The organism is Novosphingobium mangrovisedimenti (assembly GCF_025153475.1).
In the GTDB taxonomy this organism is placed as follows: domain Bacteria; phylum Pseudomonadota; class Alphaproteobacteria; order Sphingomonadales; family Sphingomonadaceae; genus Novosphingobium; species Novosphingobium mangrovi_A.
In genome coordinates this window covers 417,586-435,723 of sequence record NZ_JANZXA010000001.1, presented here as the reverse complement: position 1 = coordinate 435,723, position 18,138 = coordinate 417,586, and the positions used below count along the sequence as shown (strand labels likewise).

Annotated in this window: 21 protein-coding genes; 14 read left to right on the top strand and 7 right to left on the bottom strand. The window is 65.5% G+C overall.

Features of this window, described 5'->3' with window-relative positions:
- Positions 1-32: 32 nt before the first annotated feature.
- On the top strand, positions 33-707 hold the full coding sequence (locus NZK81_RS02320) for a queuosine precursor transporter (protein WP_260043506.1): 675 nt from the start codon (positions 33-35) through the stop codon (positions 705-707).
- 189 nt (positions 708-896) lie between these two features.
- Here the strand turns inward: NZK81_RS02320 and NZK81_RS02315 are convergent, their stop codons facing one another.
- Positions 897-1,346 (bottom strand): hypothetical protein, encoded by a 450-nt coding sequence (locus NZK81_RS02315; RefSeq protein WP_260043504.1) that lies wholly within the window; start codon positions 1,344-1,346, stop codon positions 897-899.
- A 157-nt stretch (positions 1,347-1,503) separates the two neighbouring features.
- Between NZK81_RS02315 and argB the strand changes: the two genes are divergently transcribed.
- The 6 genes from argB (at position 1,504) to NZK81_RS02285 (ending at position 5,693) form a co-directional block, all read left to right on the top strand.
- Positions 1,504-2,415, top strand: coding sequence for an acetylglutamate kinase (gene argB, locus NZK81_RS02310; RefSeq protein ID WP_260043502.1), 912 nt, complete (start codon positions 1,504-1,506; stop codon positions 2,413-2,415).
- Positions 2,416-2,449: 34 nt separating this feature from the next.
- Positions 2,450-3,025 carry a hypothetical protein gene (locus tag NZK81_RS02305; RefSeq protein WP_260043500.1) on the top strand — a complete coding sequence of 192 codons (576 nt, stop codon included), beginning with the start codon at positions 2,450-2,452 and terminating at the stop codon, positions 3,023-3,025.
- 119 nt (positions 3,026-3,144) lie between these two features.
- Positions 3,145-3,438, top strand: a complete 294-nt coding sequence (locus tag NZK81_RS02300; protein ID WP_260043498.1) for a YggT family protein — start codon at positions 3,145-3,147, stop codon at positions 3,436-3,438.
- Between the two features lie 11 nt (positions 3,439-3,449).
- Complete coding sequence (gene folD, locus NZK81_RS02295) at positions 3,450-4,346, top strand: bifunctional methylenetetrahydrofolate dehydrogenase/methenyltetrahydrofolate cyclohydrolase FolD (RefSeq protein ID WP_260043496.1); 897 nt, start codon at positions 3,450-3,452, stop codon at positions 4,344-4,346.
- The gene (locus NZK81_RS02290; protein WP_260043494.1) at positions 4,343-5,050 is read left to right on the top strand and encodes a hypothetical protein; all 708 of its coding nucleotides are present in this window, start codon (positions 4,343-4,345) and stop codon (positions 5,048-5,050) included. Before folD ends, NZK81_RS02290 begins: the two co-directional genes overlap by 4 nt.
- Before the next feature lie 7 nt (positions 5,051-5,057).
- Entirely contained in the window at positions 5,058-5,693 is a 636-nt protein-coding gene (locus NZK81_RS02285; protein WP_260043492.1) for a MarC family protein, read from the top strand.
- Positions 5,694-5,888: 195 nt separating this feature from the next.
- Here the strand turns inward: NZK81_RS02285 and NZK81_RS02280 are convergent, their stop codons facing one another.
- From NZK81_RS02280 to lptB, 3 genes are all read right to left on the bottom strand, one after another.
- Positions 5,889-6,566: an energy transducer TonB gene (locus NZK81_RS02280; protein WP_260043491.1), complete on the bottom strand. Its 678-nt coding sequence runs from the start codon at positions 6,564-6,566 to the stop codon at positions 5,889-5,891.
- A 222-nt stretch (positions 6,567-6,788) separates the two neighbouring features.
- A complete protein-coding gene (gene rpoN, locus NZK81_RS02275) occupies positions 6,789-8,300 on the bottom strand; it encodes an RNA polymerase factor sigma-54 (RefSeq protein WP_260043490.1) in 1,512 nt (503 codons plus the stop codon).
- Between the two features lie 125 nt (positions 8,301-8,425).
- The gene (gene lptB, locus NZK81_RS02270) at positions 8,426-9,196 is read right to left on the bottom strand and encodes an LPS export ABC transporter ATP-binding protein (protein ID WP_260043489.1); all 771 of its coding nucleotides are present in this window, start codon (positions 9,194-9,196) and stop codon (positions 8,426-8,428) included.
- 220 nt (positions 9,197-9,416) lie between these two features.
- Here lptB and NZK81_RS02265 point away from each other — a divergent pair, with 220 nt between their 5' ends.
- Both NZK81_RS02265 and NZK81_RS02260 read left to right on the top strand, forming a co-directional pair.
- Positions 9,417-9,803, top strand: coding sequence for a hypothetical protein (locus tag NZK81_RS02265; RefSeq protein ID WP_260043488.1), 387 nt, complete (start codon positions 9,417-9,419; stop codon positions 9,801-9,803).
- A gap of 142 nt (positions 9,804-9,945) precedes the next feature.
- On the top strand, positions 9,946-11,292 hold the full coding sequence (locus tag NZK81_RS02260) for a TldD/PmbA family protein (RefSeq protein WP_260043487.1): 1,347 nt from the start codon (positions 9,946-9,948) through the stop codon (positions 11,290-11,292).
- Positions 11,293-11,311: 19 nt separating this feature from the next.
- Here the strand turns inward: NZK81_RS02260 and NZK81_RS02255 are convergent, their stop codons facing one another.
- Positions 11,312-12,097, bottom strand: a complete 786-nt coding sequence (locus tag NZK81_RS02255) for an enoyl-CoA hydratase/isomerase family protein (RefSeq protein WP_260043486.1) — start codon at positions 12,095-12,097, stop codon at positions 11,312-11,314.
- Positions 12,094-12,894: an enoyl-CoA hydratase-related protein gene (locus NZK81_RS02250; protein ID WP_260043485.1), complete on the bottom strand. Its 801-nt coding sequence runs from the start codon at positions 12,892-12,894 to the stop codon at positions 12,094-12,096. The genes NZK81_RS02255 and NZK81_RS02250 overlap by 4 nt, the downstream gene beginning before the upstream one ends.
- 70 nt (positions 12,895-12,964) lie before the next feature.
- Between NZK81_RS02250 and NZK81_RS02245 the strand changes: the two genes are divergently transcribed.
- The 5 genes from NZK81_RS02245 to NZK81_RS02225 all read left to right on the top strand — a co-directional run bounded on the left by NZK81_RS02245 (position 12,965) and on the right by NZK81_RS02225 (position 16,685).
- Positions 12,965-13,381: a secondary thiamine-phosphate synthase enzyme YjbQ gene (locus tag NZK81_RS02245; protein ID WP_260043484.1), complete on the top strand. Its 417-nt coding sequence runs from the start codon at positions 12,965-12,967 to the stop codon at positions 13,379-13,381.
- A 65-nt stretch (positions 13,382-13,446) separates the two neighbouring features.
- A complete protein-coding gene (locus NZK81_RS02240) occupies positions 13,447-14,079 on the top strand; it encodes a carboxymuconolactone decarboxylase family protein (protein ID WP_260043482.1) in 633 nt (210 codons plus the stop codon).
- On the top strand, positions 14,076-14,957 hold the full coding sequence (locus NZK81_RS02235; protein WP_260043481.1) for a cytochrome b/b6 domain-containing protein: 882 nt from the start codon (positions 14,076-14,078) through the stop codon (positions 14,955-14,957). The genes NZK81_RS02240 and NZK81_RS02235 overlap by 4 nt, the downstream gene beginning before the upstream one ends.
- Positions 14,954-15,718 (top strand): molybdopterin-dependent oxidoreductase, encoded by a 765-nt coding sequence (locus tag NZK81_RS02230; protein WP_260043480.1) that lies wholly within the window; start codon positions 14,954-14,956, stop codon positions 15,716-15,718. Before NZK81_RS02235 ends, NZK81_RS02230 begins: the two co-directional genes overlap by 4 nt.
- 154 nt (positions 15,719-15,872) lie before the next feature.
- Entirely contained in the window at positions 15,873-16,685 is an 813-nt protein-coding gene (locus tag NZK81_RS02225) for a sterol desaturase family protein (RefSeq protein WP_260043479.1), read from the top strand.
- Between the two features lie 73 nt (positions 16,686-16,758).
- Here NZK81_RS02225 and NZK81_RS02220 read toward each other — a convergent pair whose 3' ends face one another.
- The gene (locus NZK81_RS02220) at positions 16,759-18,024 is read right to left on the bottom strand and encodes a cytochrome P450 (protein WP_260043478.1); all 1,266 of its coding nucleotides are present in this window, start codon (positions 18,022-18,024) and stop codon (positions 16,759-16,761) included.
- Between the last annotated feature and the right edge of the window lie 114 nt (positions 18,025-18,138).

Below are 18,138 nucleotides of genomic sequence, written 5' to 3'. Positions count from 1 at the left end.
TGCATTTGTCTCGGGCCGGTTAGAGCATGGTCATGAATCAGGCTTCAGCTCCCGCACCCGTCATTTCCCGCTCGCTGTTCGTCTTCTCGCTGCTCTATGGGGGGCTGGTCGTGCTGGCTGGCGTGCTGGGCACCAAGCTCGCGTCGCTCGGCCACTGGCCGATGCTGGGCGATCTCGCCGTCGAGTCCGGGATATTCGCGTTCCTGCTTCTGGTCGTACTGTCGAGCGCGGTTGCCGAGCTGCACGGAAAGAACGCGGCAAACCGGTTGGTGCGTTTCGGCTTCATCCCGCTGATCGTCTCGATGCTGCTGCTGACTTTCGTGATCCGCGTGGTTCCGCCCGCGCCGTTCTGGAACGATCAGGAGGCATTCGCCCGCCTGCTGGGGCAGGGCGCGCGGATGCAGTTCGCCGGTCTGGTCTCCTACGGCGTCTCGCAGACGCTCAACGTCTACCTGTTCTCGAAACTGGCGGGAGAGAAGCTGGGGGACGAACGTAGCGGCCTGCTACTGTTGCGCGCATGGGTCGCCAGCCTGTTGTCTCAGGTTGTCGATACGGTGCTGTTCATCACCATATCCTTCGTCGGGCAGGACCTGCCGATCGTCTCGATCATGGAAGGTCAGATCATTTCCAAGCTCGTGCTTTCCACGATCATGGTTCCGCCGTTCATCTGGTTCTTCGTGAAGCTCGGACGGCGGCTCGACGCCTAGGACGGATCGACATTCAGAAGATGGCGAGCCGAAAATGGTGTTTTTACGGGATCCGGAGCGCAGCGTACTTTTAGTACGTGAGCACCGGAAGCGCGGAAAAGCGCCATTTGCAGGCCGTCAGGGCTGAATGTCGATCCGTCCTAGGCCATCCTCTGGCGAGGACGCGCTATGCAGGCGCGCCCCCCGCCTTCACGAAGTTGCCTTCGGCCCATCGACACTGAAGGTCTGCATGGCAGCCGCGGCATGGGGATCCGTGCCGATGCCGCCGGTCATCGGACCGACGGTGCAGGTGGCCGGATCGAATGGCCCCGCCGCGTACATCATCTGCGCGTGTCCGTCCGGTGCGCTGGAGCGGAAGCGCAGCACGGCCTCCATGCCCTTGCCGTCATCGGCCACGGCGCGGGCATCGAAGTCCTCGAAATCGAACCCCGTGCTGCCCGGCGGCAGCGCGGCGCTGATGCGCAGGATCAGGTTCTGCAGGAACGTGGAATCCCTCGTCCGGCAGATGTCGCCGGGCTCGGTGCGATAGAGATCGGCCTTCCGGATCAGGTAGCTTGTCGGTGGCGCCGAGGGCGGGCTGTCCGCCTGTTTGCCGCACCCTGCGAGCATCAATGCCGCCACCGCGATCCGCCACTTCATATCCCCGCTCCTTCGAAATCCGGTTGTCGTCCGGGGCGCTTCGGCCTGCGCCCCCGGGTTCCGCCTGGGTATGGACTTGTGCCGGGCCCCGGGGGAAGTCGGAAAAACTCCCCGAAAACCTCTTCAAATCCGCGCCGAGGGGTCTAAAGCGCAGAGCATGCCGAATCCGCACGATCCCGCTCTTCTCGCCAAGGCCGAAACTCTCGTCGATGCGCTGCCCTACATGCAGCGATACGCGGGCAGCACTTTCGTGGTGAAGTACGGCGGCCACGCGATGGGCGATCCCGAACTGGCGCATGATTTTGCCGAGGACGTCGTGCTGCTGAAAGCGGTCGGCATCAACCCGGTCGTGGTCCACGGCGGCGGGCCGCAGATCGGGGCCATGCTCAAGAAGGCCGGGATCGAAAGCCAGTTCGTCGACGGGCTGCGCGTCACCGACAAGGCGACGGCGGAAGTGGCCGAGATGGTCCTGTCCGGCGCGATCAACAAGGAGATCGTCGGCTGGATTGCCAAGGCTGGCGGCAAGGCCATGGGCATTTCGGGCAAGGACGGCGGCATGGTCACTGCCCGCAAGGTCCAGCGCACCAAGAAAGACCCGGACAGCCTGATCGAGCAGGTCGTCGACCTCGGCTTCGTCGGCGAGCCCGACAAGATCGATACCTCGGTGATCGAAACCATTTCGGCCGCCGGCATGATCCCGGTGATCGCCCCCATCGCGCCGGGCGCGGATGGAGAGACCTACAACGTCAATGCCGATACCATGGCCGGCGCCATCGCCGCGGCGCTTGGCGCGGCGCGCCTGTTTCTGCTGACCGACGTTCACGGGGTGCTCGACAAGCAGGGCAACCTGCTGACCGATCTCAGGCCTGCCGACATCGGGCGGCTCAGGCAGGACGGCACGATCTCGGGTGGCATGATCCCCAAGCTGGATACCTGCATCCACGCGGTCGAGGCCGGGTGCGAGGCGGCCGTTGTGCTTGACGGACGGGTATCGCATGCCATGTTGCTGGAAATATTCACGCAGGAAGGCGCCGGCACGTTGATCCGCGCAGGCCAGACATCCATGTGAGAGGACCCACGAGCTGAAAGGTATCTCAAGTCACATGCGCATCAATGCTGCCATCAGGGCCATGCTCGCGACCACGCTTTCCGGCAGCGTGCTGCTGCTTGCGGCATGTGACCAGAATCCGCCGGCTCCTGAAATGACCGGCGAAGCGAGCGGGGAGGCGACCGAAGCGGTTGTGTCCGAACCCGCGCCGCTGCCCACGGTCGATGCCTCGGCGGCGGCCAGCGCCGGGATCGCCGCGGGGCTGGACATGGCTGCGCTGGTCGAGCGCCGCGATCCCGAACGGTTGCTGCGCTACTACACCAATGCCCTGCGCGTCGGCGACTGGATTGATGCGGCCAGGGCCTGGAGCCTCGATGCACAGATGACGCCGGAAAAGCTGCAGGCCGAATTCGGCGGCCAGGCCAGCCCGAAGATCGCGGTGGGCAAGGGCGATACCGAAGGCGCGGCGGGCTCGCTCTATTACGAGGCGCCGATCGTGGTCGACTTCGCGGATGGCCGCCCGTCGAAGCGTGGCACCATCGTCCTGCGGCGCGTCAACGACGTGCCCGGCGCCAGCGAGGAACAGCTCAACTGGCGGATCGAGCGAACCTCCACGCTCATCCCGCAATAGTCTTCGTCGAAGCCTGTCGGCCGACTGTGGAGCGCACCCTTGCCGGGGCGGCGCCTGCTCGGCTATCAGCGCGGCCAACATCGGCCTGAGGTCGGCCGCCATCAGGAAAGGAGCAGGTCTTGCTGTTCGCCACCCTCTACGAGATCGTCCAGTACCTGATCAACATCATCGTCTTCGTGGTGATCGTGCAGTTCGTGCTGGGCCTGCTCATCGCATTCAACGTGGTCAACATGCACAACCAGTTCGTGGCGGCGGTCTGGCATGCGCTGAATGCCATTCTCGATCCGATGCTGCGGCCGATCCGGCGTATGATGCCCAATACCGGTGCGATCGACTTTTCGCCGATGGTGCTGATCATCGGACTGACGATCCTGGGCATCATCCTGCGCAATCTGGCGATAGCCTTCTACTGATGGTGGACACGATGACGAAAGCAGACATCATCGACGGCAAGGCCTTCGCGCAGGATCTGCGCGCGCGCGTTGCCGAAGTGGCTGCGGATTTCGAGGCCATGGCCGGGCGCAAGGCCGGGCTGGCCGTGGTGCTGGTGGGCGAGGACCCGGCAAGCCAGGTCTATGTGCGCAACAAGGGCAAGCAGACCGTTGCCTGCGGCATGGAAAGCTTCGAGCACAAGCTGCCCGCCGATACCAACGAGGCAGACCTGCTGGCGCTGGTCGAGCGGCTCAATGCTGATCCGGCGGTCGACGGCATTCTCGTCCAGCTTCCGCTGCCGTCGCACATGAACGAGCAGAAGGTGATCGCGACGATCGACCCGGACAAGGACGTCGACGGCTTCCATGTCGTCAATGTCGGGCGCCTCGCGACGGGTCTGCCGGGCTTCGTGCCCTGCACGCCGCTGGGCTGCGTGATGCTGCTCAAGGACAAGCTGGGTTCGCTGTCGGGCCTCGATGCCGTGGTGATCGGTCGCTCGAACATCGTCGGCAAGCCGATGGCGCAGCTTCTCATTGCCGAAAGCTGCACGGTGACCGTGGCGCACAGCCGCACCAAGGACCTGCCCGCCGTCGTGCGCCGCGCCGACATCGTGGTGGCCGCGGTCGGCCGGCCCGAGATGGTCAAGGGCGACTGGCTCAAGCCGGGCGCGACCGTGATCGACGTCGGCATCAACCGCGTGCCCGCTGCCGAGGAAGGCAAGACGAAGCTGGTGGGCGATGTCGATTTTGCGTCCGCGGCCGAGGTCGCCGGTGCGATTACCCCGGTGCCCGGTGGTGTCGGGCCGATGACCATCGCGGTTCTGCTGCGCAACACCGTCGTCGCCGCGCACCGCAATGCCGGGATCGCGCTGGAGGAGGGCGCGCTTTGAAGCGTCTGGGGGCGGTCCTGCTGATGGCTGCTGCCGCAGCGTCGCTTGCCGCGCCGGCGGACGCGGAAAGGCGTGGTCGCCGTCCGGGTGTCGGCACGGCCAATCCCAGCGCCCTGATCGCCGCCGAAATCGCCTTTGCCCGCGAGGCGAAGGAAAAGGGGCAGTGGACGGCCTTTCGCGACTACGCGGACGATGAAGCCGTCATGTTCGCGCCCGGTCCTGTCATGGCCAGGGAATGGCTCAGGGGCCGCAAGGACCCGCCCGTCTCGGTGGAGTGGGAGCCGTACCAGGTCTGGATGAGCTGCGACGGCACGCTCGGCGTGACCAAGGGGGCGTGGCAGCGGCCGGACGGCACGTTCGGGTACTTCACCACGATCTGGCGCCAGCAGAAGAAAGGCGACTACCGCTGGGTGCTCGATCAGGGGGATGCACTGAGCGAGCCGCTGGAGCAGCCCGACATGCTTTCCGCCTCGGTTGCCGATTGCCCCGCGCGGGGTGCGGGCCCGCGTCCGGAAAAGCCCGAGGCGAACAGGGAAAGGCGCCGCGAGGCAGGCATGGACGGTGGCGGCCGGTCCGACGACGACACCCTGAACTGGACCTACCATGTGGAGGCGAACAACGCGCGCACGCTTTCGGTGTCGCTGCGCAAGGGTGGCGAAATGACCGAAGTGTTGTCGCTGTCGGTCGCCGGACAGGCAGAATAGCGGCGCGATGCTCAGTCTCTATCTTTCCGCATTCATCACCCTGTTCGTGGTGATCGACCCGCCGGGATGCGCGCCGATCTACGCCGGGCTTTCGGCAGAGGCGAGCCGGCGCCAGGCCGTCATCATGGCCGCGCGAGCCTGTGTGATCGCGGCCATGATCCTCGTGGTCTTCGCGTTGTTCGGCAAGCAGTTGCTCGGTGCGCTGCATGTCGAACTGGATGCCTTCCGCATTGCCGGCGGCATCATGCTGTTCATGATCGCCGTCGAGATGGTCTTCGAGAAGCGCACCCAGCGCCGCGAGGAACGCGCCGAGAAGATCATCGCGCAGCACGCGGAAACGCCGGAAGTGGAGGATGTCTCGATCTTCCCGATGGCCATGCCGATGCTGGCCGGCCCCGGTTCGATCGCAACGATCATGCTCTTGATGAGCCGCGCCCGCGGCTTCGAGCAGACCGTTGTTGTGCTGGCGGCGATGCTGTCGGTCATGGTGCTGAGCTTCCTCGCCCTGGCAGCGGCCGGGCCGCTGATGAAAGTGCTGGGCGACAAGGTCGAGGCGGTCATCACCCGGCTGCTGGGCGTGCTGCTGGCCGCGCTCGCAGCGCAATACGTCATCGATGGCGTGAAGGCATCGTTGCTGGGCTAGGTCCTGACGCGATGCGATCAGGAAAAGGCCCTTTCCCGGAATGAACCCGGGAAAGGGCAGGCGTCAGCCGCCCATGCGGGCGCGTCTTGCGAAACGGGTGACCGGAGCGGCTTTGGGACAGGCGCGGTTGGCGCCGCTCCGGCCATGCGGCGGGGATATGGCCGCAATGGGATATTCCTGTTCGGTGCCGGGCGGTCAGTCCCTCGGGATGACCCAGCGGATCATTCCCGAATAGCTGCCGGCCACTCTCTCTCCGGCCTCGTTGGTCGCGGCTTCGAAGCGGGCGCGCTTCGTCACGTTGCGGCAGGTGGCGTCGTCGAGCCCGGCATAGCCGCTCGACTTGATGATGGTGCAGTCGGTCACCCGGCCGCTGGCGTCGATGGCGAGGCGGAAGCCGACGGCACCGGTGTGTCCGGCGCGAATGTCGCGCGTGGGATAATCGTCGGTCGTGACCCACTGCGCCATGTCGCCTCGCGGTTTTGCCGATTGCGGTGCGAAACGGGCTGGCGGTTCGGCAGGGGCAACCGGCGGGATGAAGGTGAAGTCCGTCAGGTCTCCGGCCGACAGCGATTGCTGCCGCTGGGCGATCTCGATCGGCGGTGTGCTCGGTGTCGGGATCGGGGGCACCGGTGTGTCGATGAAGGTATCCTTCGCCACGGGCTGTTCCGGCTGGACCGTGGGCTCCTCGCTCGGCTGCGGCACTGGCGGAAGCGGGATGTTCACGCCTACGGGCGGCGCCGGTCGCTCTTCCTTGATGAAGTGGACGGCGAACCCGTTGATGAGCGCCAGGGCAAGTCCGGCCTGTATCAGCGCAACGGTGCCGCCGGTCAGCACCTTGCGGCCGTTGCCGGTATTCCCATCGATATAAGACATGGGCATCCTCTCCACTGTTGGCCGTTTCCCTGCGGTTTGCCGCAGGCCCAGCTCGGTTCATGGCAGGAAGCGTAACACAATCATTTTGGTTGGGAATAAATTTTTACTAAGGAAAACAAGGATATGGACGGACATGGTTATAATAACCATGCTTAATTTCGTGATGACTCGTGGAATTGCGCCGGACGCGTTCCGGCGGCTGAATCAATGCTGAATGCAAATTCAGCGTGCCGCGGCGAGGGCTTTCTGCCGGCGGCGCTGTACGGAACTGCCCAGACCGATCGCTTCACGATACTTGGCGACGGTCCTGCGCGCGAGTTCGAAGCCCTTGCCCTTGAGCAGTTCGACCAGCGCGTCGTCCGACAGGATCGCCTTGGGGTCCTCGGCATCGATGAGCTGCTTGATCGCTGCCTTGACGGCTTCGGCGGAAGCACCGCCTTCGCCGCTGGCCGATGCCACGCCTGAGCTGAAGAAATATTTCAGCTCGTAGGTGCCGCGCGGACAATTGAGGAACTTGTTCGAGGTGACGCGGCTGACCGTCGATTCGTGCATGCCGATCGCTTCGGCCACGGCGCGCAGCGTCAGCGGCTTCAGATGCGAGACGCCGTGGCGGAAGAAGCCGTCCTGTTGCTTTACCAGCTCGGTTGCGACCTTGAGGATGGTCTTCTGCCGCTGGTCGAGAGCCTTGATCAGCCAGTTGGCGTCCGCGAGCTTTTCCGAGAGCCACGCGCGCGAGGCCTTGTCGTCGCACGTGCCCTTGACCTCGACATAGTAGCCGCGGTTGACGATCAGGCGCGGCAGTGTGGCCTGGTTGAGGGTGATGTCCCAGCCCCCGTCGGCGCGCGGCGTCACCAGGATGTCGGGGGTCACCGCGCCGCTCGGCTCGCCGCCGTAGCGCAGGCCGGGCTTGGGATCGTATCCGCGCAGTTCGGAAAGCATGTCGGCGAAGTCTTCGTCGTCGACGCCGCACATGCGCTTGAGCCGCGCAAGATCGCCGCGACCGATCAGGTCGAGATTGTCGATCAGCTTCGCCATGCAAGGGTCATAGCGGTCGGCCTCTTTCGCCTGCAGGGCGATGCATTCGGACAGGGTGCGCGCGCCAACCCCCGTGGGTTCGAGCGACTGGACTACGGCAAGGCCCTGTTCCACCTCGTCGACCTCGATGCCCAGATCCTCTGCCAGTTCGTCCAGCGTGGCCGGGAGATAGCCGGATTCGTCGAGCTGGCCGATGATGTAGCGGGCAATCCCGGCGATCCGGATGTCGCCGGTCACCGCGCCGACCTGTGCATCCAGGTGCTCTGCCAGCGTTTCGCTGCCGCCGGGGCGTTCGTCGATTCCCGGACCTTCCTCGCCGCCGCCCCCGCGCAGGTCGGAGCCCCAGGCCGCATCGTCGGTCGCGCGCTGGCCATCGCCGGTGTCGCGTTCGATGTCGAGCGCATTGCGATCGATGTCGAGCGGCCGGTCGTCGGAGGCACGGCCCTCGCCGATCAGCTGGTCGACGGGGGAGCCTTCCAGCGTGGTGCGGCGGGCCTCTTCAGGCATGTCCGCCGTTTCGGCCACTGTCTCGGGGGGCTTTGCATCGACGTCCAGCAGCGGATTGGCTTCGAGCGATTCACCGATGAAGGCTTCGATCTCGAGGTTGGACAGCGCCAGCAGCTTGATCGCCTGCTGGAGCTGCGGCGTCATGACCAGCGACTGGCTTTGCCTGAGATCTAGGCGAGGCCCGAGCGCCATCGGTCAGTCCGTCCGTCCGCACCGGCCCTTCGGCGGGAAGGGCAGGCCGCCGTGCCGGGCGCAGGCCGGGTACGCGGCTTGCGCAGGGCCCGATGCACCGGAATGAAGCCCCCCCCTCGCGAGAATCACAACGTGAAGCCCTCGCCGAGATAGAGGCGGCGTACGTTCTCGTCGGCGACAAGCGCTTCGGGGCCACCGGAAAAGAGCACCTGGCCACCGTAGATGATGCAGGCGCGGTCGACGATGTCGAGCGTTTCGCGCACGTTGTGATCGGTGATCAGCACGCCGATGCCGCGGTTCTTGAGGTCGCGCACGAGGTCGCGAATGTCGGCGATGGACAGCGGGTCGATGCCGGCGAACGGCTCGTCGAGCAGCATGATCGAAGGTTTAGCGGCCAGCGCGCGCGCGATTTCGCAGCGGCGGCGTTCACCGCCCGAAAGGGCCATCGCCGGACTGGAGCGCAGGCGCGTAAGCCCGAATTCGTCGAGCAGCCGTTCCAGCTCGCCCTGGCGCACCTGCGTGTCCGGTTCGTTGAGTTCGAGGACCGCGTTGATGTTCTGCTCGACGGTCATGCCCCGGAAGATCGAGGTCTCCTGCGGCAGGTAGCCCAGCCCCAGGATCGCGCGGCGGTACATCGGCAGGCGGGTGACATCGATGCCGTCCATCAGGATACGGCCCGAGTCCGGGCGCACCAGGCCCATGATCGAATAGAAGCAGGTTGTCTTGCCGGCGCCGTTGGGGCCCAGCAGGCCCAGCACTTCGCCCTTGGCCACCGACAGCGAGATGTCGGTGAGCACGGCGCGCTTGTCATAGCTCTTGGCGATCGAAATGACTTCGAGTCCGCCACGTTCGGCAACCAGCGAGGCACCCGCGACCGCGTCGCTTCGTTCCTGCATGAGATCAGTCGTTCCCGTCATCCCTGTGAGGTTTACGCAGCCGGCGGGGCGACGGCAAGCCGGCAATCCGTCTGGCCGGGTAATTTGGCAGGTTTCGTGCATGAGTCGGGCGCAAGAGGTGTTAATCTCTTCTTCGCACTTGCAGAAAATCGAACCCAGCTTGATCGAATCGCATTTAGGTGGTTTAGTTCCGCCCTGTCGGACGAGGGAGAGTCGCCTGATGAGCAACAATACCAACCATGGCACGATGCGTCGGGGCGCGGTACTGGATGGCATGAAGACGGACTGGCGCCGAAAGATGAGCGATCACATCGCTTACGCGCTGCTGGTCTATACGGCCTTGCAGATCTTCGTAACCATTGGCGCGCTCAAGGCCCACGGCGGATCGTTGCTCCCCTATCTTGCCCTCGTGATCCTCGTCATTGCCATCATTCCGGCCTGTCGCCGTTTCGAATCGCGCTGGAACCGGCTTACCGACGATCAGGCCCACGATCCCGGGCTCGCCCCCTACTACAAGCGCGACCGGCTGTTCCTGTGGGGGCTTGCGATCGGGTTGCCGTTTGCGCTGACGGCCCTGTTCAAGGGGCTCGCGCTCGCCTTTACCTGATTTTCGGGGAAGGTCGTTCGGCGCAACGGTCGAAGACCAATCCTTGCAACTGGCATTTGCCCTTCGTGCATGTGGCGATTAGGGCATTCCGATTGCATGCCCGGGTCTTGCGGGGCGTGGTGATCAGGGAGTTGCGTTTCACATGCTCAGTCCGGAACAGGCCAGCGATCGCGCGCAGGACCTGATCGAGCGCGCGCGCCGCGTGGGCGCCGATGCGGCCGATGCCGTCTATGGGGCCAATTCGTCCGAAGGTATCCAGATCCGGCTCGGCAAGCTGGAGGACGTGGAGCGTTCCGAAAGCGAGCACATGGCGCTGCGCGTCTTCGCCGGGCGCCGTTCGGCGAGCATCGGCTCTTCCGACCTTTCGCCGCAGGCGCTCGACGAGCTGGCGGCGCGAGCCATCGACATGGCGCGCGCCGCGCCCGAGGACGCCTATGCCGGCCTTGCCCCGCAGGAGCTTCTGGTCAGCGGCCACTGGCCCGTTCTCGATCTCGTCGATGCCTCCGAACCCAGCCCGCAGACGCTGCGGGCCATGGCCGAGGAAGCGGAAGACGCCGCGCGCGCCATCGCTGGCGTCACCAATTCGGATGGCTCGTCGGCCAGTGCCGGTACGGGCGTTTTCGCGCTTGCCACCAGCCACGGTTTCGCGGGCGGCTATGGCTCGACCAGCCACTCGCTGAGCGTGTCGATCGTGGGCGGCGAGGGATCGGACAAGCAGCGCGACAGCGCATGGCGATCGGCCCATCACAAGGCGGACCTGCCGCCGGCGGCGGAGATCGGTACGCTTGCCGGTGAACGCGCGGTGGCCCGCATCGGTTCGGGCCGGATGAAGAGCGGCGCCATGCCGGTGGTGTTCGACCCGCGCGTTGCCGGTACGCTGCTGGGCCACCTGATCGGTGCCATGTCCGGCAGCGCAATCGCCCGTCGGTCGAGCTTCCTGCTCGACAAGCTGGAAGATCAGATCTTCGCGCCGGGCATCGCCATCGTCGAGGAGCCGCACAGGCCGCGCGGCCTGCGTTCGCGTCCGTTCGACGGCGAGGGTCTTCCCACCGTCGCGCGCAATCTGGTCGAGGATGGGCGCATCACCGGCTGGCTGCTTGATTCGGCTTCGGCCCGCCAGCTCGGCATGCAGCCTACCGGTCACGCCGCGCGTAGCGGCGGCGGCGCGCCCAGTGTCTCGGTCGGCAACGTGCACCTGGCCGCGGGTGCCCTGTCGCCCGCCGAACTGATGGCCGACATCAAGGATGGCGTCTACGTGACCGAACTCATCGGGCAAGGCGTCAACGGCGTGACCGGAGACTACAGCCGGGGCGCGACGGGCTTACGCATCGTCGACGGCGAACTGGCGGGACCGATTTCCGAATTCACCGTGGCGGGCAACCTGCTGTCCATGTTCGCGCAGCTTACCCCGGCGAACGATCTGGAATGGTATCGCGCGATCAATGTCCCGACCGTCCGCGTCGATGGGATGACCATCGCGGGCGACTGAGCCGTTCGTGCGCTCGCGCTTAGCTGCCTTTGCGGTGGGCGTATCCCTCGGCCATCAGCCGGCGCAGTTCTGGGCGATTGGTGGTCTGCAGGTGGCGCCCGGATTCGACCTCGATGTAGTCGCCCATGGGCAGCGTTTCGGCTGAGACGCAGTTGGCTTTCATCAGGCGCAATGCCAGCGGATCGCGCGCGGCGAGCTGTTCGGCCAGCGCGCGCGTTCGCGCGTGCAGGACGTCGGGCTCGTAGAGACGGTTGACCAGCCCCACGGCAAGCGCGTCCCTGCCGTCGAAGCGGTCCGGGAAGAACAGCAGTTCGCGCGCCTTGGCGCCGCCGACGAGGCGGGCGAGGTTCCATGCCAGCCCCATGTCGCCCGAGACGCCGACGTTGAGGAACGCCGTTGAGAACCGTGCCCGGGCCGTGGCGAAGCGCAGGTCGCAGGCGGTGGCCCAGCCCATGCCGGCACCGGCGCATCCACCGTCGATCGCGGCGATGGTTACCTGCGGCATCGTGTGGAGCAGGGTCGAGGCATGATAGATCGCACCCATGTCGCCGGGGGTTGCGGTGCCCGGCTCTGTGGGCGGGGCGTTCTCTTCGGGCGATGCCGCGATGTCGGCACCGACGCAGAAGTCGTCCCCGGCACCGCGCAGCACCAGCACGCGGGCATCGCTCCCGGCGATCCGCGACACGGCCTCGTGAAATGCGAAGCACATGGCCACCGTCACGCCGTTGCGGCGTTCCGGGCGGTTGAGCGTGACCTGCGCGATCGCCCCCTGCCGCTCGACGAGGACGGTGGGCCCTCCGCTCATTGCGGGTTGGACCAGACCGGCGCGCGTTTTTCGAACAGCGCCTTGCCGCCTTCGCGCGCATCGGGCCCGGTGAACATGGCGCACACTTCGGGCAGGGCGAACATCTCCCGGTTGGAGGCTTCCATGCCCAGGTCGTAGTAGGACTGCATCACGGCCTTGGTGGCGATGATCGAGGCTGGTGAGCAGGCGGCGATCTCATCTGCCCAGCGCCGGGCGCAGGCCATGAGTTCGGCATCCGGCACGACTTCCGCGACCATGCCCCATTCCTGCGCCTGCGCGGCGGGCACCTTGCGCGCGGTCAGCAGCATGGCGTGGGCGCGCTTGGGGCCGAGTTCCTGCACGATGCGCTGGATACCGCCGCCGAGCGCGGCAAGGCCCACTTTCGGTTCGGTCAGCCCGAAGCTGGCGCTTTCGGCCGCGACGATCACGTCGCAGGCGAGCGCTGCCTCGAACCCGCCGCCCAGGGCAAAGCCATTGACGGCGGCGATCACCGGCTTGCGGCGGTTGAAACGCCAGACGAGCCCGGCAAATCCCGTCTCGGGCACCGGCATGCCCTTGTAGGCGCGCGGATCGTCCTTGTCGGAGGGCGTGCGCAGGTCGGCGCCGGCGGAAAAGGCCTTGTCGCCCGCTCCGGTCAGGATCGCCACCCACAATTGCGGATCGGCCTCGAAATGGTCGAACACCTCGCCCAGTTCGAAGTTCGCCTCGCCGTGAAGGGCGTTGCGCATCTCCGGACGGTCGATCGTCACGGTCATCACGTGGCCGTCGATCTCCACCTTGCAGAACCGGGTTTCCATGCGCGTTTCTCCTCTCGTTGTTCTGCTGCCTGTTGAAACCTGTGCGGGCAGGGATCAAGATCGGCGGGCCATGAGACAAGTGTCTACCATCCTTTCCTTCGAGACTCCGGGGCGTGGCTTCACCGATATCACACGAGCGATGGCAGATTGGCTCGGCGGGACGGGCCTGGCGGAAGGTTTGCTGACGCTGCTGTGCCGGCATACCTCGGCATCTCTGCTGATTCAGGAGAACGCGGCCAGGGAAGTGCGGACGGACCTTGCCGCATGGCTGAACCGCCTGGCGCCCGAGGGCGGGCACTATGCGCACGACGATGAAGGGCCCGACGACATGCCCGCCCATCTCAAGGCGACGCTGACGGGCGTGAACCTGCAGATCCCGGTGATCGGCGGACGGATGGCGCTGGGCACCTGGCAGGGGATTTACCTTGCCGAGCACCGGGCAATGCCGCACCGTCGGCAGATCGCTGTCCACCTGATCGGCGAATAGAACCGGGACACGGCTGTAACCGCTGGCGATCCCGGAACGAACGACACGGGAATGAAGGAGCGGATATGACTTTGGCAACCGCGGCATTTGATCCGGGTTTCGACATCGCGGCGCGCGAGGCGCATGTCGTGGGCGACCGGCCGCGCATCGATGCGGTCGCGCAGGACGACATAGACGAAGCCTCGCGCGAGCTGGTCCACGCGGTTCGCGCCGGCGCGGGCGCGCCGCGGATAGACGAGGTGCCCGAATACATGTGCACCGTGCTCAAGCATCCCGACCTCTTCCGCTGCCAGATGCAAATGGGCACGGTGCTGTTCAGCGGCCGCATCCCCGCGCGCGAGCGCGAACTGGCGGTGCTGCGGATCGGCTGGCTGTGCCGTGCGCCGTATGAATGGGGCCAGCACGTCAACATCGCCTATCGTGTCGGGCTGGACAACGATACCATCGCGCGCACCCGCATCGGCGCGACGGCGCCCGGCTGGACCACGCATGAAGCGGCGATCCTGCGCGGGGTGGAGGAATTGCTGGAGGACAAGGTGCTTTCGGATGCGACCTGGACTGTGCTCGCGCAGAGCTGGGATGAGGCGCAGCTCATCGAATTTCCGATGATGGTCGGCCAGTACGTCGCCACCGCCTATGTGCAGAATACGCTGCGCATCCGGCTGGAAGGCGGCAATCCGGGGCTGACCCACGAATGAGCGGGGCGGCGGTCCCGGCAGTGCGTTCCGGAGGGGGCGAAGTGGTCAGGCGCCACCGCCTCTCCACGCGCCTGTGGCACTGGATCAATGCCGGGACCCTGCTCGTCATGCTGATGAGCGGCTTGATGATCTTCAACGCGCACCCACGCCTCTACTGGGGTGAATACGGGGCGAATTACGACGCACCCTGGCTGAAGATCAGCTCGGCGCGGGCGGCGGGCAAGGAGTTCGGCTATCTGCAGATCGGCAATGCCCGGATCGAAACGACCGGTGTGCTCGGGCTCTGGGAGGATCAGGACGGGCGCATGCAGCGCCGCGCGGTCCCCTACTGGGCGACGATCCCCTCGCGCTACAGTCTTGCCGGTGCGCGTATCTGGCATCTGGCCTTTGCCTGGGTGCTGGCGGTGGGGCTGCTGCTCTATCTGCTGTGGTCGCTGGTCAACCGGCATATTCAGCGCGACATCCACATTACCCGTGCCGAATGGCGGCCGTCGCATATCTGGCACGACATCGAGGCGCACGCGCGCCTGCGTTTCCCCACCGGGCCGGCGGCGCTGAAGTACAACGTTCTGCAGAAGCTGGCCTATGCCGGCGTGCTGTTCGGCCTGCTGCCGCTGATGATCCTGACCGGGCTGGCGATGTCTCCAGGCACCGACGCATGGTTTCCGCTGGCGGCGGAAGTGTTCGGCGGCCGCCAGTCCGCGCGTTCGGTGCATTTCATCTGCGCCTTTCTGCTGGTGCTGTTCTTTCTCGTCCACATGGCGATGGTCGTGCTGGCCGGGCCCTTGAACGAGGTGCGTTCGATGATCACCGGCCGTTATCGATTGCCCGCTGAAAAGCCGGCACCCGCAGGACAGATGCCGGAGCAAGCCGTATGAGCCGCCTGATCCTCTCGCGCCGCACCCTGATTCGCGTCGGGGCCGCCGGGGCGGGCAGCCTTCTGCTGTCCGGCTGCGACAGGCTGTTCGAGAATCCCGCCTTCCGCCATACCCTGGAAGGCGCCGAAGACCTGCATATGGCCACCCAGCGCGCACTCGGCCGCAATGCCCTGGCGCGCGAGTTCACCGAGGCGGACATGTCGCCCGTGTTTCGCGCCAATGGCAGCCGCGAAGTGGCCGATCCCGTCTATCGCCGGCATCTGGCGCAGGGCTTTGCGCAATGGGCATTGCGGGTGGAGGGGCTGGTGGAAAAGCCGCTGACGCTGCCGCTCGATACGCTCAGGTCCATGCCCCAGCGCACCCAGATCACCCGGCACGACTGCGTCGAGGGCTGGAGCGCGATCGGCCAGTGGACGGGCCCTCGCCTCGGGCCGCTGCTCGATCTCGCCGGGCTCAAGCCTCAGGCGAAGTACGTCGTGTTCCACTGCGCCGATCTCTATCACGGGCGGCCCTATTATGAATCGATCGATCTGGTGGATGCCTTTCACCCGCAGACGATCCTTGCCTGGGCCATGAACGGCAAGCCGCTGGAACAGGCCCACGGCGCTCCGCTGCGCCTGCGGGTCGAGCGCCAGCTCGGCTACAAGCACGCCAAGTTCGTTACCCGCATCGAGGCAGTGGCCTCTCTCGACGGCATTTACGGCGGGAAGGGCGGCTACTGGGAGGATAACGGCGCCTATGCGTGGTACGCCGGGATCTAGCGTGACGGGACCGCGGGAGAGGATGACGCCCCGCCACCCGTCTCGAATTTGATCTGGGACAAGGAAATGATCCACCTCGCCTCGCTATGAGAACAATGTTCTCGGAGCCGTCAACGAATCAGGCCCGGGATGCAGAGTCTGAGAGGATCGAACAATGGGCAGCGCGTTTTGGGATGGACTGGTAGCGGGCTACCAGTGGCAATTGTCGCTTTACACGGCGCTTGGAATCATGGCCGTGACCTTGGTGGGAAAGCTGCTGGTGCGGCTGGTGCCCACGTTCCGCGAGGCCAATCGTCTCAATCATGAGACCTACCGCCAGAAAATGGAGAACCCGCGCTATGCGGCGAACCAGCGCTGGAACCGCAAGTGGGGCCTCTTTTTCTGGGTGGCAATCTTCGCGGGCGTGCTGCCGTTCTGCCTGACGACCGCCCCTCAGCCGGTCTGGCAGGTTCTGCTCGACTGCTTCGTCATCCTGATGGTCTATGATTTCTTCTACTATCTGGTGCACCGCTTCCTGTTCCACGATGCCGGCTTCCTGGGCGGCCCGCTGATCTGGGTCCACGCCGTGCACCATCGCCAGCACAACCCGTGCCGCGAGGACTCGAGCTATATCCACCCGCTCGAAGTCGCGATGGGGCTGGGGCTCTATGTTGCCTGCATCTTCGTGCTGTCGCGCTTCATGGGAGACTTCCACGTCGTCACCATCGTCGTGACCTGGGTCGCCTTCTCGCAGATCAACCTGCACAACCACGACCTGTGGACGGTGGACCGCTTCCCCTTCAGGTACCTCAACACGATGTCGGTGATGCACCACAACCACCATGCGCGCTTCACCGGCGGCAACTTCGCGACGATCTCGCTGCTCTACGACTGGATGTTTGGCACGCTGGACTATGGCGAAGGCTACAAGGGCGCCGAGTACAAGCCCAAGGCGAAGAAGGTGCCCGGAGGCGCCAGCGCAGTCTGAACGATCTGTCACGCGGGAAATGGAGAATCCGGGGCCGTCTGGCCCCGGATTTTTTTGTGCGCGAGGGAGCCGATCAGGCCAGCTTGATGTGCAGGTTCGCCAGTCCGCGAATGATGTAGCTCGGCTCGTATTCGATCGTGCGTGTGCCGGCCGGGCCGTGATGTGCCTCGTCGAGCGTGATCGACGTGGTGTGATCGAGGAAGCGCTCGAGGATCACGGCCACTTCCGCGCGGGCGAGCGGCGCGCCGGCACACGTATGAGCGCCGCGCCCGAAGGCGAGGTGTTCCTTGATCCTGGGGCGGCCGATGCGGAAGGTGCCCGGATCGTCCCATCGGCGCGGATCGCGGTTCGCGGCAGAGAGCGAAACGACCACCCGCTTGCCCGCCGGGATCTCGACGTCGCCGATCCGGGTCTTGCACGAGGCAATGCGGAAGGTGGCCTTGGTCGATCCTTCAAGGCGCAGCACTTCCTCCAGGAACGGACCGATCAGCGTGCGATCTTCGCGAAGCTGCTGCTGCAGCACCTGGTCTTCCGCCAGCCGACGCATCGAGTTGCCGATCAGCTTGGCGCTGGTGTCCTGCCCGGCGGCGAACAGGAACATGGCCGACTTCACGACTTCCATGGCGTCGGGCGTCGATCCGTCGGGATATTTCGCCAGTGCCATCTCGGTCATCACGTCGTCTCGCGGCTGCGCGCGCCGTTCGGCCACATAGCGGGTGAAATACCCGGCCATGACCATCAGTGGATGGATGACGTCGTCGCTGCCCGGGGCATCCATGTTGCCCGGCGGCGGGGCGGCGTCGATGACTTCGCGGAACGCCTCGCGATCCTCCGCCGGAACGCCGAGCAGGTCGGCGATGACCATGGTGACGAAGGGTGTGGCCACCTTGTTGACCAGCTCGCAGCCGCCTGCCGCCACGACCTTGCGCACCATGTCCTCGGCATAGGCGCGCATGAACGCCTCGTTGGCCTTGAGGCGTGAAGGCGTGAACAGCGGGTTGAGCAGCGACCGGGCCGCGGCATGGCGGTCCCCGTCGTAGGAGACCATGAGTTCCATGGGACTGCTGGGCACGCTGGCCAGCTGAGCGGCGATGTCGTCCCCTTCCACCTCGAAGGGCAGCGCCACCAGCGGATCGGGGTTCAGCCAGGACGAGAAGTCGCGGGTATTGAGCAGGACCTCGAGCGCCTCCGCAAAGCCGGTGACGACAACCACGTCGCGGCTGCGCATCTGGTAGACCGGCCCGTGGGCGCGGATGGACTCGAAGTAGTCGTAGGGATCGAGAAGCACTGAATGGTCGGTGAAATAATCCTTTTCGACGAGTTGTGCGGCACTTGCCATTTCTGCTCTCCCATCCTGCGCGCCATTGTTCCAGCTGACGCATCAATGATACATTGTGTATCATAAGTGGATCGCGCAGGAGCGTCAAGCAAGGACCGCTCTTTACGTGGACGC